The 25,496-nt window shown below is 71.4% G+C and carries 29 protein-coding genes and 2 tRNA genes; 21 read left to right on the plus strand and 10 right to left on the minus strand.

The window, feature by feature from the left end:
• Window positions 1–649 (minus strand): histidine kinase dimerization/phosphoacceptor domain-containing protein (locus C1I98_RS10835; RefSeq protein WP_146607362.1); only part of this gene is annotated, 649 nt, incomplete at its 3' end.
• A 174-nt stretch (window positions 650–823) separates the two neighbouring features.
• Here C1I98_RS10835 and C1I98_RS10840 point away from each other — a divergent pair.
• The 4 genes from C1I98_RS10840 to C1I98_RS42750 all read left to right on the plus strand — a co-directional run bounded on the left by C1I98_RS10840 (window position 824) and on the right by C1I98_RS42750 (window position 2,677).
• Window positions 824–1,390 carry a C40 family peptidase gene (locus C1I98_RS10840; RefSeq protein ID WP_158557990.1) on the plus strand — a complete coding sequence of 189 codons (567 nt, stop codon included), beginning with the start codon at window positions 824–826 and terminating at the stop codon, window positions 1,388–1,390.
• The gene (locus tag C1I98_RS42745; RefSeq protein WP_199536857.1) at window positions 1,387–1,803 is read left to right on the plus strand and encodes a hypothetical protein; all 417 of its coding nucleotides are present in this window, start codon (window positions 1,387–1,389) and stop codon (window positions 1,801–1,803) included. The genes C1I98_RS10840 and C1I98_RS42745 overlap by 4 nt, the downstream gene beginning before the upstream one ends.
• Window positions 1,794–1,869: transfer RNA gene (locus tag C1I98_RS10850), tRNA-Thr, on the plus strand. The genes C1I98_RS42745 and C1I98_RS10850 overlap by 10 nt, the downstream gene beginning before the upstream one ends.
• A gap of 241 nt (window positions 1,870–2,110) precedes the next feature.
• Entirely contained in the window at window positions 2,111–2,677 is a 567-nt protein-coding gene (locus tag C1I98_RS42750) for a GntR family transcriptional regulator (protein ID WP_267898036.1), read from the plus strand.
• Here the strand turns inward: C1I98_RS42750 and C1I98_RS40395 are convergent.
• Together C1I98_RS40395 and C1I98_RS10860 are read right to left on the minus strand one after the other, a co-directional pair.
• Window positions 2,659–2,985, minus strand: coding sequence for a hypothetical protein (locus C1I98_RS40395; RefSeq protein WP_146607364.1), 327 nt, complete (start codon window positions 2,983–2,985; stop codon window positions 2,659–2,661). The genes C1I98_RS42750 and C1I98_RS40395 overlap by 19 nt on opposite strands.
• Before the next feature lie 74 nt (window positions 2,986–3,059).
• Window positions 3,060–3,821, minus strand: coding sequence for an RNA ligase family protein (locus C1I98_RS10860; RefSeq protein WP_111167038.1), 762 nt, complete (start codon window positions 3,819–3,821; stop codon window positions 3,060–3,062).
• Between the two features lie 578 nt (window positions 3,822–4,399).
• Here C1I98_RS10860 and C1I98_RS10865 point away from each other — a divergent pair.
• The 7 genes from C1I98_RS10865 (at window position 4,400) to C1I98_RS10895 (ending at window position 8,866) form a co-directional block, all read left to right on the plus strand.
• Window positions 4,400–4,473, plus strand: a tRNA-Met gene (locus tag C1I98_RS10865).
• 77 nt (window positions 4,474–4,550) lie between these two features.
• On the plus strand, window positions 4,551–4,715 hold the full coding sequence (gene rpmG, locus C1I98_RS10870) for a 50S ribosomal protein L33 (protein ID WP_111167039.1): 165 nt from the start codon (window positions 4,551–4,553) through the stop codon (window positions 4,713–4,715).
• 134 nt (window positions 4,716–4,849) lie between these two features.
• Complete coding sequence (locus C1I98_RS10875) at window positions 4,850–5,299, plus strand: MaoC family dehydratase N-terminal domain-containing protein (protein ID WP_111167040.1); 450 nt, start codon at window positions 4,850–4,852, stop codon at window positions 5,297–5,299.
• Window positions 5,300–5,301: 2 nt separating this feature from the next.
• Window positions 5,302–5,730 carry a MaoC family dehydratase gene (locus C1I98_RS10880; RefSeq protein ID WP_111167041.1) on the plus strand — a complete coding sequence of 143 codons (429 nt, stop codon included), beginning with the start codon at window positions 5,302–5,304 and terminating at the stop codon, window positions 5,728–5,730.
• Window positions 5,731–5,914: 184 nt separating this feature from the next.
• Window positions 5,915–6,955, plus strand: coding sequence for a hypothetical protein (locus tag C1I98_RS10885; RefSeq protein WP_111167042.1), 1,041 nt, complete (start codon window positions 5,915–5,917; stop codon window positions 6,953–6,955).
• Window positions 6,956–6,991: 36 nt separating this feature from the next.
• Window positions 6,992–8,041 (plus strand): UDP-N-acetylmuramate dehydrogenase, encoded by a 1,050-nt coding sequence (locus C1I98_RS10890; protein ID WP_111167043.1) that lies wholly within the window; start codon window positions 6,992–6,994, stop codon window positions 8,039–8,041.
• A gap of 258 nt (window positions 8,042–8,299) precedes the next feature.
• A complete protein-coding gene (locus tag C1I98_RS10895) occupies window positions 8,300–8,866 on the plus strand; it encodes a TMEM165/GDT1 family protein (protein ID WP_111167044.1) in 567 nt (188 codons plus the stop codon).
• A 150-nt stretch (window positions 8,867–9,016) separates the two neighbouring features.
• Here C1I98_RS10895 and C1I98_RS10900 read toward each other — a convergent pair whose 3' ends face one another.
• From C1I98_RS10900 to C1I98_RS42755, 3 genes are all read right to left on the minus strand, one after another.
• Window positions 9,017–9,463, minus strand: a complete 447-nt coding sequence (locus tag C1I98_RS10900; RefSeq protein ID WP_158557991.1) for an NPCBM/NEW2 domain-containing protein — start codon at window positions 9,461–9,463, stop codon at window positions 9,017–9,019.
• Between the two features lie 293 nt (window positions 9,464–9,756).
• Complete coding sequence (locus C1I98_RS45320; RefSeq protein ID WP_306461854.1) at window positions 9,757–12,630, minus strand: ATP-binding protein; 2,874 nt, start codon at window positions 12,628–12,630, stop codon at window positions 9,757–9,759.
• A 159-nt stretch (window positions 12,631–12,789) separates the two neighbouring features.
• Entirely contained in the window at window positions 12,790–12,957 is a 168-nt protein-coding gene (locus tag C1I98_RS42755; RefSeq protein WP_199536858.1) for a hypothetical protein, read from the minus strand.
• A 242-nt stretch (window positions 12,958–13,199) separates the two neighbouring features.
• Here C1I98_RS42755 and deoC point away from each other — a divergent pair, with 242 nt between their 5' ends.
• From deoC to C1I98_RS10925, 5 genes are all read left to right on the plus strand, one after another.
• The gene (gene deoC, locus C1I98_RS10910; protein WP_111167047.1) at window positions 13,200–14,150 is read left to right on the plus strand and encodes a deoxyribose-phosphate aldolase; all 951 of its coding nucleotides are present in this window, start codon (window positions 13,200–13,202) and stop codon (window positions 14,148–14,150) included.
• 6 nt (window positions 14,151–14,156) lie between these two features.
• Window positions 14,157–15,584 carry an aldehyde dehydrogenase family protein gene (locus tag C1I98_RS10915; RefSeq protein ID WP_111167048.1) on the plus strand — a complete coding sequence of 476 codons (1,428 nt, stop codon included), beginning with the start codon at window positions 14,157–14,159 and terminating at the stop codon, window positions 15,582–15,584.
• A gap of 37 nt (window positions 15,585–15,621) precedes the next feature.
• Window positions 15,622–15,774 (plus strand): hypothetical protein, encoded by a 153-nt coding sequence (locus tag C1I98_RS43740; RefSeq protein ID WP_233507683.1) that lies wholly within the window; start codon window positions 15,622–15,624, stop codon window positions 15,772–15,774.
• Window positions 15,767–16,636, plus strand: a complete 870-nt coding sequence (locus C1I98_RS10920) for an aldehyde dehydrogenase family protein (RefSeq protein WP_111167049.1) — start codon at window positions 15,767–15,769, stop codon at window positions 16,634–16,636. Before C1I98_RS43740 ends, C1I98_RS10920 begins: the two co-directional genes overlap by 8 nt.
• Before the next feature lie 476 nt (window positions 16,637–17,112).
• Window positions 17,113–18,033, plus strand: coding sequence for an SAM-dependent methyltransferase (locus tag C1I98_RS10925; protein WP_111167050.1), 921 nt, complete (start codon window positions 17,113–17,115; stop codon window positions 18,031–18,033).
• 157 nt (window positions 18,034–18,190) lie between these two features.
• Here C1I98_RS10925 and C1I98_RS10930 read toward each other — a convergent pair whose 3' ends face one another.
• Entirely contained in the window at window positions 18,191–18,709 is a 519-nt protein-coding gene (locus C1I98_RS10930; protein ID WP_146607365.1) for a hypothetical protein, read from the minus strand.
• A gap of 89 nt (window positions 18,710–18,798) precedes the next feature.
• Entirely contained in the window at window positions 18,799–20,289 is a 1,491-nt protein-coding gene (locus tag C1I98_RS10935) for a CoA-acylating methylmalonate-semialdehyde dehydrogenase (protein WP_111167052.1), read from the minus strand.
• Window positions 20,290–20,428: 139 nt separating this feature from the next.
• On the opposite strand from C1I98_RS10935, the gene C1I98_RS10940 reads away from it, so the two are divergent.
• The 4 genes from C1I98_RS10940 to C1I98_RS42765 all read left to right on the plus strand — a co-directional run bounded on the left by C1I98_RS10940 (window position 20,429) and on the right by C1I98_RS42765 (window position 22,730).
• On the plus strand, window positions 20,429–21,187 hold the full coding sequence (locus C1I98_RS10940) for an IclR family transcriptional regulator (protein ID WP_146607366.1): 759 nt from the start codon (window positions 20,429–20,431) through the stop codon (window positions 21,185–21,187).
• Window positions 21,188–21,281: 94 nt separating this feature from the next.
• Window positions 21,282–22,112, plus strand: a complete 831-nt coding sequence (locus tag C1I98_RS10945) for a phosphoribosylaminoimidazolesuccinocarboxamide synthase (RefSeq protein ID WP_111167054.1) — start codon at window positions 21,282–21,284, stop codon at window positions 22,110–22,112.
• Window positions 22,109–22,438, plus strand: a complete 330-nt coding sequence (locus C1I98_RS42760) for a hypothetical protein (protein ID WP_199536859.1) — start codon at window positions 22,109–22,111, stop codon at window positions 22,436–22,438. The genes C1I98_RS10945 and C1I98_RS42760 overlap by 4 nt, the downstream gene beginning before the upstream one ends.
• Window positions 22,401–22,730 (plus strand): alpha/beta fold hydrolase, encoded by a 330-nt coding sequence (locus tag C1I98_RS42765; RefSeq protein ID WP_199536860.1) that lies wholly within the window; start codon window positions 22,401–22,403, stop codon window positions 22,728–22,730. The genes C1I98_RS42760 and C1I98_RS42765 overlap by 38 nt, the downstream gene beginning before the upstream one ends.
• Window positions 22,731–22,739: 9 nt before the next feature.
• Here C1I98_RS42765 and C1I98_RS10955 read toward each other — a convergent pair whose 3' ends face one another.
• Window positions 22,740–24,251, minus strand: coding sequence for an MFS transporter (locus C1I98_RS10955; protein WP_111167055.1), 1,512 nt, complete (start codon window positions 24,249–24,251; stop codon window positions 22,740–22,742).
• Window positions 24,252–24,324: 73 nt separating this feature from the next.
• Between C1I98_RS10955 and C1I98_RS10960 the strand changes: the two genes are divergently transcribed.
• Entirely contained in the window at window positions 24,325–24,900 is a 576-nt protein-coding gene (locus C1I98_RS10960; protein WP_111167056.1) for a TetR/AcrR family transcriptional regulator, read from the plus strand.
• 5 nt (window positions 24,901–24,905) lie between these two features.
• Here the strand turns inward: C1I98_RS10960 and C1I98_RS10965 are convergent, their stop codons facing one another.
• Entirely contained in the window at window positions 24,906–25,325 is a 420-nt protein-coding gene (locus C1I98_RS10965; protein ID WP_111167057.1) for an ATP-binding protein, read from the minus strand.
• Window positions 25,326–25,496 lie beyond the last annotated feature (171 nt).

The following is a 25,496-nucleotide window of genomic DNA, read 5'->3' on the forward strand; positions in this document are numbered from 1 at the left end:
GTGGGGACATGGTGTCCAGGGCGGCGCGGAGGTCGGCGAGGGTGCGGGTGCTGGTGGCGTGGATGGCCTCCAGGGATGCGCGGGCCTGTTCCGGTTGTTCGTCGAACATCATCAGGGCCAGTCCGGCCTGCATCGCGATCGCGGCGAGCCCGTGTCCGGCCGCGTCGTGGACCTCGCTCGCGATCCGCATCCGCTCCTGGCGGGCGGCCCGGGAGGCCACCTCGTGGTAGACGTCGCGCGGGGCGGAGGTGCGTGGAGCCGCGGGCGGTGTGGCCGGAGCCGTCACGCCCGCCGTCTGGCCGCTCTGGGCGGCGGCGGGGGAGAAGCCCCAGGGCAGGGCGAGCCAGCCGGTCCAGGCCAGCACCAGGATGACCGGCAGGTCGCCAGGGCGCGGCAGGTGTGAAGGCACCAGGGGTACGGCGAGCACCCGATCCGCGAACGCGCTCCACAGCCCGCGCCGCCGCGCGATCTCCAGCAGGACCAGGCCGGTCACCGTCCACAGGCCCGCCGCGCCCGCCTCGGACACGGTGGCCCACACCGACCCGGCGGAGACCGCGACGCCGAGAAGGACGTCGTCCCACCGGCCGGTCACGGCCCGCGGGTGCCGGGCGCGGCGCCGGGCGGGCGGGTGCGTGTGCTGGTCGGCCACCTCTCCCCACAGCTCCCTACGAACGCCTCACTGCTTCCCACCGAAATGCTTCCCACCGACTACGCCGATCTGTTCGTGAGACTAGTCGATGTGATCCGCCTGCCCTGCCCGCCGGCACGGCAGAATTCCCTTGTGGGGAAAATGTGGCGGTCTGTCCGTGAGCGGTATCCGCAGGTGAGGTACGTACTCCCGGTCGTCGCCGTGCTCACCCTGGCCGTCGCCTCCGCGCCGCTCGTCACCCCCATCGACGTCGTCGGCGATTCGCGCCGGGTGGTCGTGCTCGCCGAGGCCGTCATGCGCGGGCGGGCGCTGCCCGGCTGGCGGGGCGGGCCCCTGCCGTACGTCTGGGGCGGCGGCCACGCCCCCAGGCCGGGGCCGTCGCGCGGGACCTGCCTGGGCTATCGCGGCAAGGTCCACCCGTGCCCGGCCGAGGACACCGTCGGACTGGACTGTTCCGGCCTGGTCCGCTGGATCTACCACCTGGCGTACGGCGACGACGTACTCGGCGGCGGCACCACCAACGACCACATCCGCCGCTTCCGCAGGGTGGTCCCGGAGGCCGCGCGTCCCGGCGACATCGTCTTCTACGGCGAGAAGCGCACCCGCACCCACCACGCCGGGATCTACATGGGCGACGGCCGGATGATCAACGCCCTCCGGACGGGGACCACCGTGCGCCTGGACGAGGTGACGGTCTTGGACGACCTGATCGGCTATTACCGGCTGAAAGACGACAGGTGACCGCATATCAGTTCGGTATCGGAGATGCGCGTGTTGTCCTGGGTGACCTGTGGGGCTTGGGCTTAGTCTGTCCGTTCGTGGAGAGGCATTGGGTGGGGCCGGACGGCCTTCAGATCACGGGCGCGGTGCGCGCGGGCCGGCAGGTACTCCGGCTCCGCCGGAACGGCCGGATCGTCGCCGACTGCCGGTCGGTCGAAGAGGTCGCGCGGTACGTCGATCTCGCCGACCTGTGCGAGGTCATCCCGCTGCCGCGCCGACCGCTGAACCCGGCCCTACAGGCTGCTGGAAAGGCCGATCAAAAGGCCGACCGGAAGGCCGGTCAAGCGGTCCGATCTGATTCGCGTGAAGCAGGGGTGCCGTGTATGGTTACACCTGTCAGCGACGCACGAGCGGCGCGAGACAAGCCCCTATAGCTCAGTCGGCAGAGCGTCTCCATGGTAAGGAGAAGGTCAACGGTTCGATTCCGTTTGGGGGCTCCATCGCCGAGCATCACACAACGCCCGACTCGTATCCACGCGAGCCGGGCGTTCTTCGTTGTGCCCCTGTGTGCGCCCATGTGCGCCATGTGCGCCATGTGCGCCATGTGCGCCATGTGCGCCATGTGCCCTCATATGCCGTGACTTCTCGCGCCCCTGGGACCGTTGACACCTGGAGTGTCTTTTCGACCCCGACTCGGACATTCCGCTCTGGGTCCAGTCGCGGACCCAGCGCGAATACGTCATCGCGACCGGAGAGATCGAGCCCGGGACGAAGCTCCCGCCCGGACGCGCCCTCGCGCAGCGGCTCGGCGTGGCCGTCGACACCGTGCGGCAGGCGTACGACGGCCTGGCGCAGAGCGGATTCGCCGAGACCCGGCCCGGTGTCGGAACGCGGGTGACGCTGCCCGTCCGCTCCGCCGTACCCGGTGACGACCCGTGGGACCTGCGGCAGACCGCCAAGGTGGACGCGGCGTTGCTCGGGCTCCTCGCGGACGGGGTCACGCCCGCCGTCGCGGGGCAGGCGGTGCGGCAGCGGCTGGCCATGCTGAGCACGGGATTGCGGGTGTCGTTCATCGGCGTCCGGGCCTCGGCCGAGCGGTACGCGGCCACAGGCCTGGAGCACACCGGGCACCGCATCCTGGCCGTCCAGTGGCACCCCGAGGAGCTGATCCGCACCAGCCCGCAGTCCCAGGCACTGTTCCACCATCTCATCGGAAGGGGCCACCCCCAGGTGAAGGTGGTGCCGTTCCACAGGCCCGCCGACGGCGGCTCCTTCGGCAGCGGCGACCGCTACACCTTGCCCTCGTAGGGGTCGCCGATCTTCGAGCCGTTGATCACCGTCTCGAACACACCGACGACGACTCGTGCGGTTATGGCTGCGGGCGTAACGCCGATCACACGATCGACACCAAGGCCCTCGCGGGCGACGAGGCCGACGGGGAGGGCTACTACGGCGAGGGCGGCATCCAGAAGTACGCCTTCGGCATCGAGAACTGGGCCTTCGACCGGTACGACGCCTTCATCGCCGACCTGCGTAAGGGCACCCGCACGCCGCAGCGGTTGAAGGCCGACCTCGCGGCCTGGCAGGCGTCCATCGCCCGGACCGTGAAGACGCACTACGTCAACGGCACGATCCCCACGCCGTGACCGTGCGCGCGGGACGGCTCCGCCGGGGCCGTCCCGCGCCTTCGTCACTTCCCGGCGGCGCGGCGCTTCAGCGTGCGATCGTAGTCCTGGAAACGGGCCTTGGTGATGACCGCGCGGTCGGGGGTGCGCAGCACGATGCCCTCGTTCGCGCCCGGCTCGCCGGAGGTGGCGACGCGGGTGACCCGGTAGGACTCCATGAACGCGCGCATGCCGGCGATGTCGGCGGGCAGCCCGCCGCCGTCGATCTCGAACAGGCGGGGTGTCAGCTCGACGCCGACGGCCCGTGCGGCCTCGCGCAGCGCCGGCTCCCCGACGAACGGCTGCCCGCCGTCCTGCCGCCAGGCGGAGATCTTCGCCAGGTCCCAGGTCAGCAGGTCAGGCCCGATGGTGACCATGTCGAACAGCCGCAGCGCGGGCTCGCCCGAGCCGTACCGCCGCCAGGCCGGGAGCTGCTTGCCGCCGTACACCTCCAGGTAGAGGACCGTGATGGCGTCGCGCTCGCCCGCGGCCCCCTCGGCCACGGGACGCAGGGCGTCGACGATGCCGAGCGCCGGGTTGTGGATCACGTCGCCGCTCGCGGTGAGCAGGTCCTCGCGGGAGCCGATCAGCCACATGCCGTCCGGAAGCAGAACCACTCGCCCGTTGGTGCCGTCGACCTTCTCGGTGCCCAGCACGGTCCCGGTGAAGACGGCGGGCTCTTCGACCAGGCCGCCGTTCTTGGGGTCGAGCCTGTGGTGCGTCGGAATGGACGGGTACTTGGTGAGTGAATTGAGCTTTCGCAGATCAGCGGTGCGCAGCGAGAACACGGCCGCTCCTTCGGTCCGGTATCGGGGGATCAGGCTAAGCTCCCGGACCTTCGCCGCGCCTTCGCTTTTTCGCAAGGGCGGCCTCCCGCGACATGCGGGAGGCCGCGGTTTCCGCAGCGTTCGCCCCACTCAAAGGGCCTGCCGGGGATTCTAGGGCGGCGTGATCACGATTACCTGGAGACCGGCCGCCGTCCTTGGCGATTTCGCGCCGCAGGCTCGGTATTTCGCGGGTGGCCGCCGTTTTCCCGGGTGTCGTGGACGCAGGTCAGGGGCGCAGGGCGCGGTGGGCCGGTGGCCATTCAACAGCGCCATTTCATGCTTTATAGAAACAAAGCGGGAAGTGAGCTGCGACGTACGCTCGTCCGGTACGCCGGGACCGTTCCCCCGAGGCGGATCCGTTCGCCTGCCGGTGGGCCCGCCTGGTAGTGTGACCAGCGGTCCAACCCAGGAACCCACGCATCCAGGCGACTCGCGCGCCGCCGGCCACAGCCGGGGTCCACCCCGGTGCCGGGCGGTCGTGTGCGTCGCACCCCCGCAGGTCGGGTATTCTTGGGTGCCGTTGGATTTCCACGCATCCAGGCGGAGTAGCTCAGTCAGGCAGAGCAAGCGGCTCATAATCGCTGTGTCGCCGGTTCAAGTCCGGCCTCCGCTACTACCCATGCCGTCTCCTCACAGCAGGAGACCGGCGCGGGTCGTCCACCCGTCCCAGACGCAGAAAGGCACTCCCACGTGGCTGCCACCGACGTAAGGCCGAAGATCACGCTGGCCTGCCAGGAGTGCAAGCACCGCAACTACATCACGCGGAAGAACCGGCGCAACGATCCCGACCGCCTTGAGCTGAAGAAGTACTGCCCTAACTGCAGGTGCCACCAGCCGCACCGCGAGACTCGCTGACCCGCCGGACCTCCCCCCGCCGCGCTGCGGCGTCCACGGGCGATCCCGCCTACCCGCCTTGTCGCGTCTCGGTAGGCGGGTAGTGGTGTTTCCGCCACTGCTTCCCAAATGGGGTGAAAGGAGTCCCGGGCACGATGGCTTTGAACCGTGAGTTCGTCGGGCGTCAGTACGCCGCGCCCGCCACCTACGAGGTCAGCCGCGTCAAGATCAAGGAGTTCGCGGCGGCGATCGGCGACACCAACCCGATCTACCGGGACCGCGAGGCGGCGAAGGCCGCCGGGCATCCCGACGTGATCGCGCCGCCGACGTTCCCGATCGTGTTCACGCTCACCGGGGCGGGTGAGGCGCTGGCCGACCCGGAGCTCGGGCTCAACTACGCGATGGTGGTCCACGGCGACCAGCGCTTCGAGTACACCCGGCCGATCCGGGCGGGTGACGAGCTGGTGTGCGTCTCGACGATCACCGAGATTCGCAGCGTCGGCCGAAACGAGGTGCTGACCGTGCAGAGCGACGTGACGACCGTCGATGGCGAGCACGTCTGCACCAGCTACAACACCATCGTCGAGCGCGGGGGAGCGGCGTAGCGATGTCCGCGACGATCAAGTACGACGAGGTCGAGACCGGCCAGCAGATCGAGGCCGCCGACTACCCGGTGCGCCGGGTCAACCTGGTGATGTACGCCGGGGCGTCCGGCGACTTCAACCCCATCCACTGGAACGAGCGGTTCGCCAAGACCGTCGGGCTGCCCGACGTGATCGCGCACGGCATGTACACCATGGCGCAGGGCGGCCGGTTCGTCACCGACTGGGTGGGCGACCCCGGCGCGGTGGTCGACTACTCCGTGCGGTTCTCCTCGATGGTGGTCGTGCCCGACGACGACGAGGGCGCGACGATCACGGTCAGCGGCGTGATCGAGCAGAAGCTCGAGGACAAGCGGGTGCTCGTGGCGCTGACCGCGCGGTCCGGCGACTCGCGGGTGCTTTCGCGGGCGCGGGCCGTGGTCCAGCTCGCCTGAAGCCCCGAAGCCCCGAAGCGCTGACGGCGTAGCGACCTGACGACCTGACGACCTGAAGATCCGCCTCGATCGGCTTACCGGCCCGGCGCCCGGGTAGGGGCCGCCCCAGGAAGGGGCGGTCGAGCCGAAGGGGGATGTCGCCGCGGTGGGCAGAGCGACCGAGGTACCACACCACGTCAGAGGGTTGGCCGAGCAGCGCGCCAAGGCGCGCGCCGACCGTGACTTCCCTGCGGCCGACGTGCTGCGCGAGCAGATCGAACAGGCCGGCTGGCAGGTCAGGGACGACGGACCGCACGGCTTCGAGCTGACCCCGAAACCGCCGTTCAAGGTGTGGCCGGCGGTGAGCGCGATCCCGGAGGAGCCGCGGGCTCCAGAGCGCCCCGAGCGGGGCACAGAGACCGGCCCCGGCACCGAGAGCATGGTCGCCTCCCAGGTCCTGTGGGACGCCAGCCTGGCCGTCTCCCGCGTGGACGAGGCGATCACCGGCGCGGGGGCCACCGAGGAGTACGCCAAGGCGGCCTCGGCGGCCGTCACGGTCGCGCTGCTCGTGGACGGCTGGCCCACCGATGTCCGCAAGTGCGTGGACGCGCTGCTGGCCTACACCGACGCGCGCATCCTCGCCCTGGACCTGGGGGACATCGACGGCGCGGGCACCGTGCTGCACGAGCTGGCGGCGGCCCATCCCGCCCGGATCGAGGAGTGGCACGTGGCCGAGCGCCCGCACTGGCGGTCCGGTACGGCCGGCTGGGGCGCGTGCCGTACCAAGCTGCTGCGGCTGGACACCGCCGACGTACACGTGATCATGGAGACGTCCACGATCCTGGACGGCGACGCGCTCACCCCGCTGGCCGAGGCCCTGCGGGAGGGTGCGACGGCGGCCGGGTGGAAGGGCGGCGATCCCGGCGACGACCTGCGCGAGTGGAGCCCGGCGGGCCCGGGCAAGGTGCGCGGCCTGCTCGGCTACCTGCTGGCCGTACGCCGGGCCGCCGCCCTGGACACGGGCGGCATCAGCGGCCAGGCCCGCTACTACCGCAACGCCGACCTCGAATTCTCCCTCAGCCTGCCCGGCGACCTGGTCGTCCCCGACGTCGCGCTCCCGGTGCACCAGGAGCGCCACCGCGCCTACCACGAGGTCGATCCGGACTACCGCGACCGCGAGTCCCGCCGCACCTATGACCGTGTCCTGCGCCTGCTGCGGTCGAATTCGGACACCAAGACGCCTTAGGCTGTTTTCCGACCTGATCATTTGAGGAAGAGGCCAATGGCGGAGCGGGTGGCTGGCGTGCGGCTGGGGCCGTACACCACGTTGGGGCTGGGCGGCGAGGCCCGCGCGTTCGCCGAGGCGGGCACCGCGGACGAACTGGTGACCTTGGTCACCAAGGCCGACGCGGCGGGGGAGCCGGTGCTGGTGCTCGGCGGCGGCAGCAATCTGGTGATCTCCGACGACGGGTTCGACGGCCTGGTGGCCCGGGTGGCCACCCGGGGTGTGGAGGTGGCCGCCGAGCCGGACCGGGTGCTGGTCACCGCGGCGAGCGGCGAGGACTGGGACGCGCTGGCCGCGCGCGGCGTGGCCGAGGGGTGGTCGGGGATCGAGTGCCTGTCGGGCGTGCCGGGGCTGGTCGGCTCGACGCCGATCCAGAACGTCGGCGCCTACGGCCAGGAGGTGGCCCAGACGATCACCCGGGTCCGGGTGCTCGACCGCCGTACCGGCGAGGTGCGCGACATGGACGCCGCCGAGTGCGGTTTCGCCTACCGGCACAGCGTCTTCAAAGCCGACCTGGCCCGGCACCTGGTGCTGTCGGTGACCTACGCGCTGGCCCGTTCGCCGCTGTCCGGGCCGATCGCCTACCAGGAGCTGGCCACGCGGCTGGGGGTGGCGCTGGGCGACCGGGTGCCGCTGGCCGACGCCCGCGCCGCCGTCCTTGAGCTGCGCCGCACCAAGGGCATGGTGCTCGACGCGGCCGACCCCGACACGCACAGCGCGGGGTCGTTCTTCACCAATCCGGTGCTCACCGCCGGGCAGGCCGCCGAGCTTGAGCTGCGGGCCGCGGGCTTCCCGCGCTGGCCGCTGCCGGACGGCACGGTGAAGGTCCCGGCCGCCTGGCTGATCGAGCAGGCCGGTTTCGCCAAGGGCTACGGCACCGGCGGGGTACGGATCTCCGGCAAGCATCCGCTCGCCCTGACCAATCCTGATCTGTCCGGTACGGCGGGCGAGCTCCTCGCCCTGGCCCGCGAGGTCCGGGACGGCGTCGCCGAGAAGTTCGGCGTGACCCTCGTCAACGAGCCGGTGATGGTCGGCCTGTCACTGTGATCCGTACCACCACCACGGCCAGGCTGACCTGGGAGATGTTAAGGTTGGCAGGTAACACCGAAGGGGAGTAGTCCCAATCGCGTGATCGACACACTGGCGCGCTAGCGCCCGGTCACGCGGGCCCGATCTGCATGGGCGGACGAGACCTTCGGCCTGGTAGACGTGTCGTGTTCGACGCGCCGCCCGGCCGAAGCCCTGCCCGACTCCCTGGGTGTGCGCCTCCGGCCGGGCCGCGCCGGAGGAAAGGGCCCAACCCCCGTGGAAGCCTTCTGGATCAGCCTGGTCGTGATCTTCGTCGCCGAACTGGGCGACAAGAGCCAGCTCATGGCGATGACCTTCGCCACCCGGTTCAAGGCATGGCCTGTCCTGGCCGGGATCACGATCGCCACCACCGTCGTCCACCTGCTCAGCGTGGCGGTGGGCGGCCTGGTGGGCGACCTGCTGCCGACCACCGCGATCGCGGTGGTGGCGGGAATCGCCTTCCTCGGCTTCGCGGCATGGACGCTGCGCGGTGACGAGCTGACCGAGGAGGAGTCGGGCAAGGCCGCCCGTACCACGAGGTCCGCGCTGATCGCCGTGACCGTGGCGTTCTTCCTGAGCGAGCTGGGCGACAAGACCATGCTGGCCACCATCACCCTGGCCACCCAGCACGGCTGGCTGGGCACCTGGATCGGCTCCACGGTCGGCATGGTCGCGGCCGACGCCCTGGCCATCGTGGTGGGGCGGATGCTGGGCCGGCACCTGCCGGAGAAGGTCATCAGGTACGGCGCGGCGGCGGCGTTCGCCGTCTTCGGCGTCGTCCTGATCGGCGACGCGCTGCTGTAGCGGCGGCCCGGCGGGCCTGGCACTGCTCAGGACTTGGTACGGCATGCCCCCGAACACCGCCGCGCCGTGCCTGGTGCCGCCCCTGTGCCCGGCGTTTCTCGTGTGTCGTGGTCGCTCGCCGTACCTTGCACCGGCTAAAGGGCCGGTGAACTAGCCGGCGGGCTCGCCGGAGAGGGGCGGGGAGCCCCATACGGCTGGGGCTGTGACGCAGCCGTCGGGGTACATCGTCAGGATCACCGCGGTCGCGCCCCCGATCGGGGCGTTGACGCTCGCGGGTTTGCCGTACTGGGCGGTGACGGCGGTCACCTGTTCCTCTTCGTCGGGCCGGTCGTCGTGGTCGCGGTCCACGTACACCGCGAAGTGGATCGCGTCATCGCCTTGGTGTTTCCCCTTGTCATCGTCGATCCCCGCCGTCGCGACGAGTCGTTGATGGCTCCGCGGCAGTTCGTAGATGACCGTCGATCGGCTGCTGCACATGTCGGGCGCTGCGAGGCTCTCCGAATAGGGCTTGCCCGCCAGCGACCACGTGCCGGTGACCAGGCCGTCGCCCTTGGGGGTCAGTTCGGTCAGCGAGAGTGTGCCGGTCCCCGCGGGCACACCGTCCGTAGCGGTGGCCGTGGGCCGCCGGGGTGGGGCCTCGGCTGTGACCGTGACCGTCGCTTGTGCGGCGGCGGGTTCGGAGCCCGGTCCCTGTGGTAGGTCAGCCATCCGGTGATCAGCGCGCCCGAGACCGCGGCGATGATCGTGCACGCGCCGGCGATCAGAGTGACCCCCACCGCTGAGGTGTCCTTGCGCGTGCGGGCGCCGCCCGGATCCGGGGTGTCCGATCTCTGCTGCACGACAAGCAGGGTAGTGCCGATTTTCCCGGCACTCCGCGGTATCGCGCCTACTCAGGTCAATAAAGAACGGCGGTGCGCGGCGGCGGTGGCCTCGGTACGGCTGGAGACGCCGAGCTTGGCCAAGATGTTGGAGACGTGGACGCTGACCGTCTTGGCCGAGATGAACAGCTCGGCGGCGATGTCGCGGTTGGAGCGCCCCTCGGCGACCAGCCGGAGCACCTGCACCTCGCGCGGCGTGAGCAGGTCGCCTGCGCCCGGGCCCGCGTCGAAGGCGGCGTCGTCGCCGAGCGGCGCGCCGGCCCGGCGGGCCAGCAGCTCGATCGACTCGGTGAGCGGGGTCGCGCCCAGCGACACCGCGAGCGGGTGGGCCTCGCGCAGGTGCGCGACGGCGGTGTCGCGGTCGCCCTCGTGGACCGCCGCCTTGGCCGCGAGCAGCAGCGCCTCCGCCCGCGGGTGCGGGCGGCCTAACCGCTCCCAGGCCGCGGCGGCCTCGGGGTAGGACCACTCGCACACCAGCCGGTAGGCGTCGCCGACCGGGCCGCCTCCGCGCAGGCTCGCCCTGACCGCGCCGGCCTTGGCCAGCAGGCCCTCCGCCCGCGTGATCGAGTCGCAGACGTAGGAGTGGCACAGCGAGACGATGTCGGCGAGCAGCCGCCAGCCCATCAGCGCCTTGCTGGACGGCTGCGGGTGGTGCAGGCTCCGCTCGGCGATGTCGAGCGCGGCGTCGGGCTCGCCGCGCAGCCGGTACAGGGCGAGCAGCAGCCGGTTGTTGGCGCTGATCTCCTGGACGCCCTCGTCGGTGGGCGCGCTGTAGGCGCCGACCTCGGTCAGCACGGATTCGAGCACGTCGATCTCGCCGCGCGCCACCGCCACGTCGCCCCTGGCCCGCAGCAGGTGGTGGCGGGTCTGGAGCACCGGGTCGCGGGCGAGGGCGGCCTCGATCACCTCGACCGCCTCCTCCCACCGGCACAGCGACTCCAGCGCCTCGGCCTGGTTGAGCGCCTGGAACAGGCCCTGCACGCGGTAGCGGCCGTACTTGCGCGACAGCTCCTGCGCCTGGACCGCCATCACGACGGCCTCCTCCGAGCGGCCGAGGTTGTTGAGGGCGTCGGCGGTGTTGCCCATCGCGCGGATGATCAGCCTGCCGTTGCCCAGCCGCTCGCCGATCGCCTTCGCCCGGCCGTTGGCGGCGATCGCCTCCTCCAGCCTGCCGTCGAAGGACTTGCCGACGGCCAGATTGATCAGCAGGTCGGCGACCATCGACTCGTCGCCCACGCCGCGCGCGATGCGCAGCGCCTCCTCGGTCACCTCGGTGCCCTCGCGGATGTCGCCGCTGAACATCAGGTGCGAGCCGAGCCGGGTGAGCACGTAGGCGCGGGCCGCGCCCGGTTCGGGCACCAGCCGCTCGGCGTGCCGTAGGTGCTCCAGCGCGCCGGGGCGGCGGCGCTCCTTGTGGAACTGCCCCAGTCGTACGATCAGCTCGGCGACCCGCTCCGGCTCCGACTCCTCCGACAGCTCGCGCAGCGCCGCCTTGACGAACTTGACCCCGCGCTCCAGCTCGCCGCTCGCCAGGGCGGCGCCGGAGGCGAGGTCGAGCACGTGGGTGTGGTCGGCGCCGATCCGCTCGGCGGCGTCGGGGACCTTCTCCCACAGCGCCAGCACGCGCTCCAGGAGCTGCAACTGCTCGGTGTAGGCGAACGCTTTGGCCGCCTTGCCCGCGGCCTCCCAGGCCGAGATGAGCGCCCACAGGTCGTCGCGGGCGGAATACCAGTGGTGGGCGATCTCGATGGCGGCCCGGCCGGGCGGCACCAGCGTGCGGTCCCGCTCGATCTCCTCGGCGAATCTGGAATGCATCCGGGTGTGCTCGCCGGGCAGCAGCTCGTCGTGGACGGCCTCGCGGATCAGCGCGTGCCGGAAGAGGTAGGCCCGGCCGTCGGCGACCTGGATCACGTTGGCCGCGATGGCCGGCCGGATCGCGTCTTCCAGCGCGGCGTCGCTGAGCCCGCTGACCGCGGCCAGCAGCGCGTGCCCGACCCTGGTGCCGCCCGCGGCGGCCATCCGCAGCACCCGCTGCGTCTCGTCGGGGAGGCTTTCCACCGCGCCGGTGATGAGGTCGTGCAGCGACTCGGGGAACGCCGTGTCCGCCCCGGACTCCAGCAGCGCCTCCACGAACAGCGGGATGCCCTCGCTGCGCTGGTAGACGGTGACGACCCGGTGGTATTCGGGGGGCCCGCCGAGAATGCCGGCCATCTGCGCGGCGACCTCGTCGTGGGTCAGCCGCGGTATCTCCATCCGCAGCACCCCGGCCACCCGGCCCAGCTCGGCGAGCACCGGCCGCAGCGGGTGCTGGCGGTGCAGCTCGTCGGAGCGGTAGGTGAGCACCACCAGCACGGGCGCGGTGCGCAGGTTGCGGCTCAGGAACGCGATGAGGTCGCGGCTGGAGCGGTCGGCCCAGTGGACGTCTTCGATGGTGAGGACCAGGGGCCGGCGCTCGGCCAGGCGCTCCAGGAGCGCGAGGATCTGCTCGAACAGGCGGGCCCGCGCGGTCTCGGTCTCGGTGTCGCCGCTCGGCTCGCCGAACTCCGGCAGCAGCCGCGCGAGGTCGCGCCCGGCGCCGTCGGGCAGCAGGGCCGAGACCGGCGCCACGCCCATCTCCCTGACGAGCTGCCGCAGCGCCGCGGTGAAGGGGGCGTAGGCAAGACCCTCGGTGGAGAGCTCGACGCAGCCCCCGGAGAGCACCTGGGCGCCCTCGTCCTGCGCGTGCTCGATGAACCTGCCCACCAGCCGGGTCTTGCCCACCCCGGCTTCGCCTCCGAGCAGGACGACGGTCGCGGCCCCCTTGCGCGACTCGTCGAACGCCTCGGTCAGAATCCCCAGCTCGGCTTCCCGGCCCACGAAGACAGGGCTGACCGTCCGACCCACCATGTCCTCAAGCATGTCATGCCCCGCTGTTGAGGTTCCCCTGGTTTTTCGGCCGGCAGAATGCCTCGGGGCAGAGCCCCGGCGGGCACACCCGGTGTCATGTTCAGGGGGGCTTTGAGGCCCGGCCGAGAGGGAGGTTTCGGCCGGGCGCTCTGTGGACGGTCATGAGGTGCGCAGCCTGCCGAAGAGGCTGCGGTTGCGCGAGCCGCGGCTCCGCTCGGCGGCCTTGCGCGTGCGTACCGCCTCCCTGGCCCTGCGGTGCTCGGCCGCGGTCTCGTGCAGCTCGGTGACTCGGCTGACGATCATCTGGTAGTGGATCTCCGGTCCCATCGTGGGTCCCCCCTGTTTACCGCTGTTTCCTGACATTTCTAGGTTCGTCCTAAGGCACCCCCCGCCACATCGGGCGGATGCCTTATCTCCGGGCCTTAGTCCCAGGTACGGCATGCCTAGGACTACCTAGACGGGCCCCGGGCGGCGACGCCGCTGTGGCACGAGCGAAAGTTGACGAAAAGGGGTGACGACGCTCGGCCGGGTCCGGTTTGGAATCAATCGCGCTGGTCGGCGATGCTGGGATGGTGTCAACACTGACTACCGCCTTCGCGGATGTGGTGTCCTCCAATGCCACGCTGCGGGCCTTTCTCCGCGGCCTGCCCGGTGTCGACCGGGTGGGCGCCGACCAGCGGGCGGCCATGCTGAGCACCCGATCGATCAAGACCACCGCCAAGGCCCAGGCCATCGACCTGGCCATTGGCATGGTGGACCTCACGACACTGGAAGGTGCAGACACCCCTGGCAAGGTCCGTGCGATGTGCGCCAAGGCCGTACGCCCCGACCCCGCCGACCCCGCGGCCCCCCACGTGGCCGCCGTGTGCGTCTATCCCGACCTGGTCGCGGTCGCCGCCGAGGCGCTGGTCGGCTCGCCCGTCAAGGTGGCGAGCGTGTCCACCGCGTTCCCCTCAGGGCGATCCTCACTCGATGTCAAGGTCGCGGACACCGCGCTGGCGGTGGCGGCCGGAGCGGCGGAGATCGACATGGTGATCGACAGGGGCGCGTTCCTGGCCGGCGACTACCGCAAGGTCGCCGACGAGATCGCCGCGATCAAGCAGGCGTGCGGCGCGGCCCACCTGAAGGTCATCCTGGAGACCGGCGAGCTGGCCACCTACGACAACGTGCGCCGGGCCTCCTGGCTGGCGATGCTGAGCGGCGCCGACTTCATCAAGACCTCCACGGGGAAGGTCTCCCCGGCGGCCACCCTGCCGGTCACCCTGGTGATGCTGGAGGCCGTGCGCGACCACCGGGCCGCCACCGGGCGGATGGTCGGGGTCAAGGCCGCGGGCGGCATCCGCACCGCCAAGGACGCCATCCGTTACCTCATCCTGGTGAGTGAGACCGCCGGGGAGGAGTGGCTGGACGCGGCCTGGTTCAGGCTGGGCGCGTCCTCGCTGCTCAATGATCTGCTGATGCAGCGGCAGAAGCTCGCCACCGGCCGGTACGCCGGTCCCGACTACTTCACGCTGGACTGATCGACGATGAGATTCGAATACGCGCCCGCGCCCGAGTCGCGGGATGTTGTGGAGATCCAGCCGTCGTACGGGCTGTTCATCGAGGGGCGGTTCACCGACGGTGGCGGGGCGGCGTTCAAGACCGTCAACCCGGCCACCGAGGAGACGCTGGCCGAGGTCGCCCGCGCCGACGAGGCCGACGTGGACCGCGCGGTGGCGGCGGCCCGCAAGGCGTTCGGCACATGGAGCGCGCTGCCGGGGGCCGAGCGGGCCAAGTACCTGTTCAGGATCGCGCGGATCATCCAGGAGCGCGCCCGCGAGCTGGCCGTGCTGGAGACGCTCGACAACGGCAAGCCCATCCGCGAGTCCAGGGACGTGGACGTGCCGCTGGTGGCGGCGCACTTCTTCTACTACGCGGGCTGGGCCGACAAACTGGCATATGCCGGATTCGGTCCGGCGCCTCGCCCGCTCGGCGTCGCCGCCCAGGTGATCCCATGGAACTTCCCGCTGATGATGCTCGCCTGGAAGATCGCGCCCGCGCTGGCCTGCGGCAACACGGTGGTGCTCAAACCGGCGGAGACCACTCCGCTGACCGCCCTGGCGTTCGCGGAGATCTGCGTCCAGGCCGGGCTGCCCGCCGGCGTGGTCAACATCGTGACCGGCCCCGGCGCGACCGGCGCGGCGCTGGTCGCCCACCCGGGCGTGGACAAGGTCGCCTTCACCGGCTCCACCCGCGTGGGCAGGGAGATCGCCAGGACCGTGGCGGGCGGCCGTAAGAAGGTCACCCTCGAACTCGGCGGCAAGGCCGCCAACATCGTCTTCGAGGACGCGCCGCTGGACCAGGCGGTGGAGGGGATCGTCAACGGGATCTTCTTCAACCAGGGGCACGTGTGCTGCGCCGGGTCGCGCCTGCTGGTCGCCGAGCCGATCCAGGACGAACTGCTGGCCGCGCTGCGGCGGCGGCTCGCCACCCTGCGCGTCGGCGACCCGATGGACAAGAACACCGACGTCGGCGCGATCAACTCGGCCGCCCAGCTCGCCCGGATCACCGAACTCGTCGAGGCGGGCGAGGCCGAGGGCGCGACCCGCTGGTCGCCCGCGTGCGATCTGCCGGAGCGCGGCTACTGGTTCGCGCCCACCGTGTTCACCGGGGTCGCGCAGTCGCACCGGATCGCCCGCGAGGAGGTGTTCGGGCCGGTGCTGTCGGTACTCACGTTCCGTACGCCCGCCGAGGCCGTGGAGAAGGCCAACAACACCCCCTACGGCCTGTCCGCCGGGGTGTGGACCGAGAAGGGCTCGCGCATCCTATGGATGGCCGACCGGCTGCGGGCGGGCGTGGTGTGGGCCAACACCTTCAACCGGTTCGATCCGGTCTCGCCGTTCGGCGGCTACAAGGAGTCGGGGTACGGGCGCGAAGGCGGCCGGCACGGCCTGGAGGCGTACCTCGATGTGTGATCACCGCAGGCCGCGGCGGGAAGCCCGGCGCAGGCAGATGAACCGGGGCCACGCGTTCGCCGCCGCGGGCCGTACCGAGCCGCGCGAGGGGTGGTTCGCGCACCGCGCGGGCGTCAGCCGCTGCGCACAGGTCACCGGGACCGAACGGCCGGCGCACCAGAGCACCTGGAGAGGGCGCGGACATGAGTGACAACGGCACCAGGCTCGGGGTCCGCAAGACCTACAAGCTGTACATCGGCGGGGCCTTCCCCCGCTCGGAGAGCGGAAGGTCCTACGCCGTGACCTCCTCCAAGGGCCGCTTTCTGGCCAACGCGGCGCGCGCCTCGCGCAAGGACGCCAGGGACGCGGTGGTCGCGGCGCGCAAGGCGTTCCCCGGCTGGAGCGGGGCCACCCCCTACAACCGGGGACAGGTCCTCTACCGGGTCGCGGAGATGCTGGAGGGACGGCGGGCGCAGTTCGTCACGGAGATCACCGACGCGGACGGCGTCCCGGCCCGCAAGGCGGGCGAACTGGTGGACCTGGCCGTCGACCGGCTGGTCTGGTACGCGGGCTGGGCCGACAAGATCGCGTCGGTGTTCGGCGCGGTCAACCCGGTCGCCGGGCCGTACCTGAACGTCTCCAAGCCTGAGCCGACCGGCGTCGTGGCCGTCGTCGCGCCCCCGATGGGGCCGCTGCTCGGCCTGGTCTCGGTGTTCGCCCCGGTGATCGTCACCGGCAACACCTGCGTGGTGGTGGCGAGCGAGCGGGCCCCGCTGCCCGCCGTCACGCTGGCCGAGGTGCTGGCCACCTCCGACGTACCGGGCGGGGTGGTGAACATCCTGACCGGGCGGCAGCCCGAACTCGCCCCCTGGCTGGCGGGCCACATGGACGTCAACGGCATCGACCTCACCGGATGCCCGGCGGACCTGGCCCTGGAATGCGAGCGCGCGGCGGCGGAGAACCTCAAGCGGGTGCTGCGGCCGCAGCAGACGGACTGGCTCGCCGACCCCGGCACCTCCCGGATGACGGCCTTCCTGGAGACCAAGACCGTCTGGCACCCGGCGGGCGTTTAACCCGGCGCGGGATGGCGCAGGGCCAGGCCCTGCGCCATCCCGCGCCGCGTGTGCATCAACGGCCTCGCGCAACCCCGGGAATGATCTGGTGTTGTGAAGGGCCGTGCAGTGTCTTTTTCCGGCAGTGGCCGTAGTGATACAACTGGATTGCGATCATCCAGGACATCCAGGCTGTTCCACAAACTCCCTACTCAAAGAGAGGGTAATGCGGCTAACGTTCTCGGTATGGCCGGCGGCTCGAACACGCGCTGGTCACAGGGTTCCCAGGGTCAGAGAAGCGAATCTTCCCGTCGTGTCATAGGCGCGTCGGTGAGCATTGCGAATCTGAACAACAGCGGACGGCCCGCCGTTCCCTTCACACCAGAGGTCCCTCGATGACAACCGGCATCCCCCGAACACCGGCCGGCCTCCCAGCGCCCGGCTCGCCATCGCCCCAGCACTCCTATGACTCCTATTTCCAGACCTCTCGTTTACCCATGACGGGCCCCCAGCCCGCCGGCCCGCCGCCCGCGCGGCCCGATGCCCTGACGTCGGCCGCGCCGGCGTCGGAAGGGGCGTCGTCGGGGCGAATCCCGGCCGGGTCGCCGGTCTTCGACCCGACCGTTCCGAACGCCGCCCGGATCTACGACTACCTGCTCGGCGGCAAGGACCATTTCCCGCCCGACCGCGACGCGGGCGGCCGGCTGGTGGACACGATGCCGCTGATCAAGGCGTCGGTCCGGGCCAACCGGGAGTTCCTGATCCGCGCGGCGGGGGATCTCGCCGGGCGCGGCTACGACGCGTTCATCGACCTCGGCTCCGGCCTGCCGACCCAGCGGAACGTCCACCAGGTCGTCCAGGCCGTCAACCCGGACGCCCGCGTGGTGTACGTGGATCACGATCCCACGGTCATCGCCCATGGCCGGGCCATCCTGAACGCCCCCGGAGTGGCCATGCTCCACGGCGACCTACGCCAGCCCGACCGGATACTCGACTCGCCGATCCTCACGGAGCTGATCGACCTGGGGCGGCCGGTCGTGGTCGTCGCGGTGGCCGTCCTGCACTTCGTCGGCGACCACGAGGACCCCGGCGCGATCGTCGCCCGGCTGCGCGCCCGTCTGGCCCCCGGCAGCCGGATCGTGATCAGCCACGCCTGCCTGGACGGCATGGCGCCGGAGGCCGTCGCCAAGGGCGTGGCGATCTACCGCAACACGGCCACCCCGATCACGCCCCGCTCCAGGGCGGAGATCTCCGCCCTGCTCGCCGGCTGTGAGCTGGAGGAACCGGGCCTGGTCGAGGTGTCGGACTGGAAGCCCGAACCGGACCAGCCACACGAGGACATCGGCGACGCCCGCTTCGTCGGCGGCGTGGCCGACCTTCACGCCTACGGCGCCCCCAAGAGCCCCGCTGACCCCTGACGGCGTGGCAATCGTGACGGGCCTGATCGGCCTGACGGCCCTGAGCGAGCATCTACGGGCCCTGACGGGGGCCGGTGAGCGCTGGTGTGCTCGCCGGCTTTGCCGGCAGGGTCCGGTGGCCGCGTGTGCGGCCCGGCTCTGCCGGAATCCGGATTTGTCAGCAGCCGGCGGCGATGGTGTCCATTCGGCGGCCGAATCTATTGATGTCCGTGTATTTCTCGCTCCAGTCTCCGGCGTAGACCGGCCGCTTCTCCGGTCGTTCGGAGTCCACGAAACATCCGTCGGTCTGGGCGTCGAACGATCCGACGTGATCGCGCAGATATGCGGGAATCCGGCCGGCCGGACTCTCGTCCGGCGACCATATCCAGACTTTTCCCCCGAACTTCCCTTGAGGCCACAGGCATATCGACCTGACCGTGCAATTCGGATGGGCGCCCTGCGGCGGGACCGCCCCCGGTAGCACCGGTTGTGGCGCGGCCTGGCTGGGCGCGGCGAAGCGGTCGTAGAGGAAGAAGCCCGCACCACCCAGCGTGATCGCGGCGCCGATGATCGCCGTGATGCCCTGCCAGCGCGCCCACACCACCGTGTCGTCCGCCCCTTCGCGAGCGGAGATGTCCGGCGTATCCTGCTTACTGCCAGACGAAGTTACTTTCCGATTTCGCCGCCTATTGTCCATATTTTTCCATGCCCTCGCCCGAACATATCCCCACCGCTCATATTCACGCCTCTGCGCGCTCACGGCAAGCGAGATATCGGCGAGGAGGGTCAGGCGTTCTGCGGAAAACCCAGGTCGAACTCCCGCGTTCCGGTCGCCGGCCAGCGTGAGGTGACCGCCTTCTCCCGGGTGAAGAAGTGCACGCCCTGCTCGCCGTACGCCTTGGTGTCACCGAACATCGACTGCTTCCAGCCGCCGAACGAGTAGAACGAGACCGGTACCGGAATCGGCACGTTGATGCCGATCATGCCCGCTTGGACCTCGCGCTGGAAGGTGCGGGCCGCGCCGCCGTTCGTGGTGAAGACGGCGGTGCCGTTGCCGTAGGCGCCGTCGTTGATCAGCCGGATGCCCTCGGCCAGGTCGCGCACCCGGACCACCGACAGCACCGGGCCGAAGATCTCGTCGGTGTAGACACGGGAGTCCCGGCCGACGCGGTCGATCAGCGTCGGGCCCAGCCAGAAGCCCTCGGCCGGGCCGTCGGCCCGCACGCCGCGGCCGTCCACGACCACCTCGGCGCCGTCCTTTTCGGCCTCGTCGATGTAACCGGTCACCTTGTCGCGGTGCTCGCCGGTCACCAGCGGTCCCATGTCGCAGCCGCGGCGGCCGTCGCCCACCTTGATGCGGCCGATCCGCTCCCTGATCCGGCCGATCAGGTCGTCGGCCACGGAGTCCACCACCGCCAGGACGCTGATCGCCATGCACCGCTCGCCCGCCGAGCCGAAGGCCGCGTTCACCGCCGCGTCGGCGGCCATGTCGAGGTCGGCGTCGGGCAGTACGAGCATGTGGTTCTTGGCCCCGCCGAGCGCCTGGACGCGCTTGCCCGCGCGGGTCGCACGCTCGTACACGTGCCGGGCGATCGGCGTGGACCCGACGAACGACACCGCCTGGACGCCGGGGTGGTCCAGCAGGCCGTCCACCGCGACCTTGTCGCCGTGCAGCACGTTGAACACCCCGTCGGGCAGGCCCGCCTCCTCGAGCAGCGCGGCCAGCCAGTTGGCCGCGGAAGGGTCCTTCTCGCTGGGCTTGAGCACGACCGTGTTGCCGGTGGCCAGGGCCATCGGCAAGAACCACATGGGCACCATGGCCGGGAAGTTGAACGGGCTGATCACGGCCACCGGGCCGAGCGGCTGCCGCACGGTGTAGGCGTCGACCCCGGTGCTGACGTTCTCCGAGTAGCCGCCCCTGGCCAGGTGCGGCATGCCGAGCGCGAACTCCAGCACCTCCTGCCCCCTGGCGATCTCGCCCTCGGCGTCGGAGAGCACCTTGCCGTGCTCGGCGGTGATGATCTCCGCCAGCTCGCGCCTGCGCCGGTTGAGCGCCTCGCGGAAGGTGAACAGCACCTCCTGGCGGCGCGCCCAGGACATGTCCCGCCAGCCGGGGAAGGCGGCGGTGGCGGCGGTCACGGCCGCGTCCACGTCGGCGGGGGCGGCCAGTCGTACCCGCTTGGTCTCGACGCCGAGCGCCGGGTCGAACACGGGCCCGAGGCGATCCCCGGAGCCCGTGTAGGGCCGTCCGGCGACGAAGTGATCGACGATGCTCATCCGGGAGGTCTCCGATCGTTCAGATGGCTGACATCTTTTTCATATATGTGAAACTGTAGAAGAATGTCAAGCACAGGCGGTGCCGTACCATGCCAGCGGTGACCGAAGCGCCGCAGCGAGCAGCGAGGGAGTGAGGGACATGGCAGGTTCCCGGGAGGGCGCCGCCATCGTGCCCTCCGTCGCCAGGGCGGCGCGGATTTTGGAACTGCTGGCCTCGGCCCCGGAGGGGATGACGCTGTCGGAGGTGGCCCGCGCCCTCGGCCTGCCGCCGAGCAGCGCGCTGGCGATCTGCACCACCCTGCGCCAGGCCGGGCTCGCGCACCGCACCCCCGAACGCCGCTACATGCTCGGGCCGGGCATCCTCGCCCTCGCCGAGCGGTATACGCGCGGCGGGCTGCCCGCGCTGTTCATGCGGGCCTGCCGGGACGCGCTGCCGGACGCCAGGGAGACCGTGGTGCTCGCCGTACGCGAGTGGCACGAGGTCGTCTACCTGGCCCAGCGCCCCGGCAACCGGCCGCTGGCGGTCAACTACCACCTGGGCATGCGGCTGCCCGCGCACACGACGGCCAGCGGCAAGGCGGCGCTGAGCACGGTGAGCGACGCCGAGGTCCGGGAGATCTACTCGCTGCCGTCCTCGTCGGGCGTGGACGTGGACCTGCTGATCGAGGACCTGCGCAAGACCCGTGACCGCGGGTACGCGATCGACGACGAGGAGACCGCGCCGGGGATGGTGTGCCTGGGGGTGCCCATCACGGTGCCGGGGGCCTCGACCACGACGGCGGCGGTGGCGGTCAGCCTGGTGAAGTCGACCGTGGACGACGAGGTGCTGTCGGAGTACGTCGGGGTGATGCGGGCCCTGGCCGAAACCCTGTCCACCGATCCGTCGCCCGCGGAATGACCGCGGAACGAAAGGGCTAGCCTGAGCTACGCGTGCGCTCCGGACCCCGGCGGGTCCGCGCACGGCTACGGCTCAGAGACAAGCAGGGGGCGCAGTGAAGCTTCTCCACTCCGGCAAGGTACGCGACGTCTACGAGGACCGGGGGGACATCATCCTGGTGGCCTCCGACCGCGTCTCGGTCTACGACGCGATCCTGCCGACGCCCATTCCGGACAAGGGCAAGGTCCTCACCCGGCTCTCCCTGTGGTGGTTCGAGCAGTTGGCGGACGTCGTGCCGAACCACGTGATCTCGGCCACCGACGTGCCGGAGGAGTTCGCCGGGCGGGCCGTGCGGTGCAGGCGGCTGCGGATGATCCAGGTCGAGTGCATCGCCCGGGGCTACCTCGCCGGGCTGGGGCTCAAGGAGTACGAGCGGGACCGCGCGGTGTCCGGGGTCGCGCTGCCGGACGGCCTGGAGGAGGGCTCCCGGCTGCCCTCGCCGATCTTCACGCCCACCACCAAGGCGCAGATGGGCGAGCACGACGAGTTCATCACGCTCGACGACGTGATGGCCCAGGAAGGGCCGGAGGTCGCTGAAGACCTGCGGCGGCTGACGCTCGCGGTCTACGGGCGGGGGGCCGAGATCGCGCGCGAGCGCGGGATCATCATCGCGGACACGAAACTGGAGTTCGGCTGGGACGACAACGGCGTGCTCACCCTCGGCGATGAGGTCCTGACCTCTGACTCCTCGCGCTTTTGGCCGCTCGCCGGCTGGCGGCCGGGCGGCCCGCAGTACGCCTTCGACAAGCAGTACCTGCGCGACTGGGCCGCTGGGACGGGCTGGGACAAACAGGGCCCCGCCCCCGAGGTCCCCGACTACATCGTCGCGACCACCCGCGACCGCTACATCGAGGCGTACGAACGCATCACGGGAAACCGCTGGTGAGCCGCGCGGGGCTGACCGAGTTCGACGTGGCGGTGCCCGGCGGCGGCGTGCTGCGCGCCTATGACGCAGATCCGGGCGGACCGGGTGATCCGGGCGAACGCCTCACGGTGATCTGGCACCACGGCACGCCCAACGTCGGCACGCCCCCGGAGCCGCTGTTCCCCGCCGCCGCCCGGCTCGGCGTCCGGTGGGTCTCCTACGACCGTCCCGGCTACGGCGGATCGACCCCCGCGCCGGGGCGCGACCTGGCCTCCGCGGTTCGAGGCGGCGGCGGAGTTCGATCCGGAGATGTTCACGCCCGCCGATCACGCCGCGCCGGCCGGTGAGTGGGCGTGGCTGAACGGCGTGGCCGAGGCCGGGTCCGCACCGGGGTCCACCGGCCTGATCGGCGACGACCTGGCCTACGTCGCCCCCTGGGGCGCGGCCCCGGCAGAGGTGCGCGCCTCGGTACTGCTGCTGCACGGGGGCCAGGACCGGATCGCCCCCGGCGCGCACGGCGAGTGGCTGGCCCGCCGCTGCCCGTCCGCCGAACTACGGCTCACGCCCGGCGACGGGCACATCTCGGCGCTCTCGGGCGCGGCCTCGGCGCTGGAGTGGCTGCGCGCCCACGCCGGGTAGCGAGGCGGGTCAGCGAACCGGCTCGGGGGTGGGTGTTCCGGTCCGGCCTGGGCGGGTGTGGCGGCGGAGCGGGAGCGCGGTGATCAGGGCCACGGCGGTCAGTACGGCGGCGCCCGCGAAGGCGGCGACGGTGAACCCCTGGGTGTAGGCGTCGAACGCGGCCCGTCGCAGGTCGCTCGCCGCGGGTTCGGCCAGCGTGCGGGAGCGGGCGAGCGCCGCGGCCACGGTCGGGTCCGCGCCCGGGCCCATCGCGTTCCGGTAGATGACGGCCGAGACCGTGCCGAGGATCGCGATGCCCAGGGATTCGCCCAGCTTGACCCCGGTCTCGGAGATGCCCGACGCGGCCCCCGCGCGGTCCGCCGGGGCGGTGGCCAGCACCAGGTCGTTGGCGAGCGCGCCGACGATCCCGATCCCGAACGTGAGCACCGTGTATCCGGCGATGAGGAGCGGCAGCGAGGTCGCGCCGAACACGCCGATGCCCGCGAACCCGGCGGCCCCGACGAGCAGCCCGCAGGTCATCAGCGACCCGGTGCGGACGCGGGCGGCGGCCAGACCGGCGGCGGTGGCCCCGGCCAGCGTGCCCAGGAACGTCGGCGTCGCCCACAGCGCGGCCTGGAGCGGGCCGAGCCCGTGGACCGTCTGCAAGAACGTGAACGCCAGGAACCCCAGCCCGGTGGAGGCGAGCGCGATCACGGTGTTCGCGCTCAGCGCCGCGCCGAAGGCGGGTCGCCGGAAGAGGGCCGGGTCGATGAGCGGGTGCCGGGCGCGGCGCTGCCGCCGGGCGAACAGGGCCGCGCCGGCCAGCCCGGCCGCGAACGCACCCGCGCCGGCGGCGTCCGGCCCGTACTCGGTGAGCCGCTTGACCGCGACCACCGGCCCCAGCACCGCCACCAGCGAGGCCGCCGCCCCGGGCAGGTCGAAGCCCCCGCCGCCGCTCGGGGGCCGGTACTCGCCGATCAGCACCGGCGCGGCGGCCAGGAGCAGCAGCATCACCGGCACGTTGATCAGGAAGACCGAGCCCCACCAGTAGTGTTCGAGCAGCGCGCCGCCGATGATCGGCCCGGCGACCGCGCCCCCGGTGAAGGCCACCGTCCAGGACGCGACGGCGGTACGGCGCTGCGCGTCGTCGGCGAACATGTGCCGGATCAGCGAGAGCGTGGACGGCGCGAGCGTGGCCGCGCCCACGCCCAGCAGCGCGCGGGCCGCGATGAGCGCCCCGGCGGTCGGCGCGTACGCGATCACCACCGACGCCGTGCCGAACATCACGGCCCCGATCAGCAGCATCCGCCTGCGGCCGAACCGGTCGCCCAGCCCGCCCATGGTGATCAGCAGCCCGGCGAGCACGAAGCCGTAGACGTCCATCATCCACAGCCACTCGGTGGCGCTCGGGTCCAGAGCCTCGGCGATGGCGGGCGCGGCCACGAACAGCACCGAGATGTCCATCGAGGTCAGCAGGGCGGGCAGGAGGAGTACGGCGAGCCCTGCCCGGGTACGGCCGCTCGCGCGGGAATCGACGGTCATGGCGATTATCGTACGTACGTACAAATCGGACGTCAAAACGTACGTACGTTCAAGTACGTTAGGATCGGACGCCATGAGCCAACGGGACGACTTGCTGGCGGGCGCGCGGCGCTGCCTGGCCGATAAGGGCTACGCGCGGACCACCGCACGCGACATCGCCGCCGCGTCCGGGGCGCACCTGGCGTCCATCGGATACCACTTCGGGTCCAAGGACAACCTGATGAACGCCGCCATCATGGAGGCCACCGGCGAGTGGGGCGACACCATCGAAGCGGCCGTCGAGGCCGCCAGCGAGACCGAGCCGACGCGCAGGTTCGAGGTGTGGCTGGACCACCTGCTCGCCGCGATCCCCGGGGAGCGCGACCTGCTGGTGGCGAGCATCCAGGCGTTCGCCCAGGCGCAGTTCGACGAGCGGATGCGGACCGCGCTCGCCGAGGGCGGCGGCACGGCCCGCGAGTCGTTCGCCGCGGTGCTCCTCGGCCTGCCTCGCGACCAGGTCGGGCCCGAGGAACGCGAGAGCGTCGGCGCGGCGGCCCAGGCGCTGATCCTCGGCCTCATCGTCCAGTCGCTCATCGACCCCGGCGCCGTGCCCGGTTCGAAGGCCCTCATCGCGGGCCTGCGCGGCCTCACGACCTCACCCGATCCGTGAGGGCGTCAGGTCGGCTGCGGAACCAGGGCGCCCACCGGCTCGGCGTGGCGGACGAACCAGACCGACTTGCCGTGCGGCCAGGGCTCGACCCCCCAGTCGTCGGCGTAGGCGTTGACCAGGATCAGCCCTCTGCCGTGCTCGTTGAACAGGTCGGCGGGCAGCAGCGTGGGCAGCGCCGAGCCGTGGTCGCCGACCTCCCCGCGCACGGTGCGGCCGTCGGTGCGCAGGGTCAGCGTGATCGGCCCCTTCCCGTACGCCAGGGAGTTGGTGACCAGCTCGGAAACGATCAGCGTCACGTCGTCGGTCAGTTCGGCCAGCCCCCAGCGGGCCAGCGCCCGGCCGGCGAACCGGCGCGCCGCGCCGATCGCCTCCGGCCCGCCGGACACCTCGAAACGCGCCTCCCGGGCGCACGTCTCAGCCACCATGACCACATCCCCGGTTCACACGTGCCCAGTCAGGGGACTCTACGAGCGGCGTCAACCCGTCGATGAACGGCGTTCGGTCCAGTAGTGTGCGCACACTTCGGTGGTGTGTGCGGGGACGGATGGTGTGCGCGCCCCCCTACGGGGTTCGTGCCTTCCCGGTGAAGGGGTGGA

This window comes from Spongiactinospora gelatinilytica (assembly GCF_003236385.1).
Lineage (GTDB): Bacteria > Actinomycetota > Actinomycetes > Streptosporangiales > Streptosporangiaceae > Spongiactinospora > Spongiactinospora gelatinilytica.

Bases quoted from the DNA above. Each gene is read 5' to 3' on its own strand.
- C1I98_RS42755 (WP_199536858.1), bottom strand. From the start codon at position 12,957: ATGGGACCGGAGATCCACTACCAGATGATCGTCAGCCGAGTCACCGAG.
- C1I98_RS42765 (WP_199536860.1), top strand. From the start codon at position 22,401: ATGTTCACGCCCGCCGATCACGCCGCGCCGGCCGGTGAGTGGGCGTGG.
- C1I98_RS10875 (WP_111167040.1), top strand. From the start codon at position 4,850: ATGGCTTTGAACCGTGAGTTCGTCGGGCGTCAGTACGCCGCGCCCGCC.
- C1I98_RS10935 (WP_111167052.1), bottom strand. From the start codon at position 20,289: ATGAGCATCGTCGATCACTTCGTCGCCGGACGGCCCTACACGGGCTCC.
- C1I98_RS10940 (WP_146607366.1), top strand. From the start codon at position 20,429: ATGGCAGGTTCCCGGGAGGGCGCCGCCATCGTGCCCTCCGTCGCCAGG.
- C1I98_RS10920 (WP_111167049.1), top strand. From the start codon at position 15,767: ATGAGTGACAACGGCACCAGGCTCGGGGTCCGCAAGACCTACAAGCTG.
- C1I98_RS10925 (WP_111167050.1), top strand. From the start codon at position 17,113: ATGACGGGCCCCCAGCCCGCCGGCCCGCCGCCCGCGCGGCCCGATGCC.
- C1I98_RS10965 (WP_111167057.1), bottom strand. From the start codon at position 25,325: ATGGTGGCTGAGACGTGCGCCCGGGAGGCGCGTTTCGAGGTGTCCGGC.
- C1I98_RS10960 (WP_111167056.1), top strand. From the start codon at position 24,325: ATGAGCCAACGGGACGACTTGCTGGCGGGCGCGCGGCGCTGCCTGGCC.
- C1I98_RS10890 (WP_111167043.1), top strand. From the start codon at position 6,992: ATGGCGGAGCGGGTGGCTGGCGTGCGGCTGGGGCCGTACACCACGTTG.
- deoC (WP_111167047.1), top strand. From the start codon at position 13,200: ATGGTGTCAACACTGACTACCGCCTTCGCGGATGTGGTGTCCTCCAAT.
- C1I98_RS10955 (WP_111167055.1), bottom strand. From the start codon at position 24,251: ATGACCGTCGATTCCCGCGCGAGCGGCCGTACCCGGGCAGGGCTCGCC.
- C1I98_RS10915 (WP_111167048.1), top strand. From the start codon at position 14,157: ATGAGATTCGAATACGCGCCCGCGCCCGAGTCGCGGGATGTTGTGGAG.
- C1I98_RS45320 (WP_306461854.1), bottom strand. From the start codon at position 12,630: ATGGTGGGTCGGACGGTCAGCCCTGTCTTCGTGGGCCGGGAAGCCGAG.
- C1I98_RS10880 (WP_111167041.1), top strand. From the start codon at position 5,302: ATGTCCGCGACGATCAAGTACGACGAGGTCGAGACCGGCCAGCAGATC.
- C1I98_RS10930 (WP_146607365.1), bottom strand. From the start codon at position 18,709: ATGGACAATAGGCGGCGAAATCGGAAAGTAACTTCGTCTGGCAGTAAG.
- C1I98_RS43740 (WP_233507683.1), top strand. From the start codon at position 15,622: ATGAACCGGGGCCACGCGTTCGCCGCCGCGGGCCGTACCGAGCCGCGC.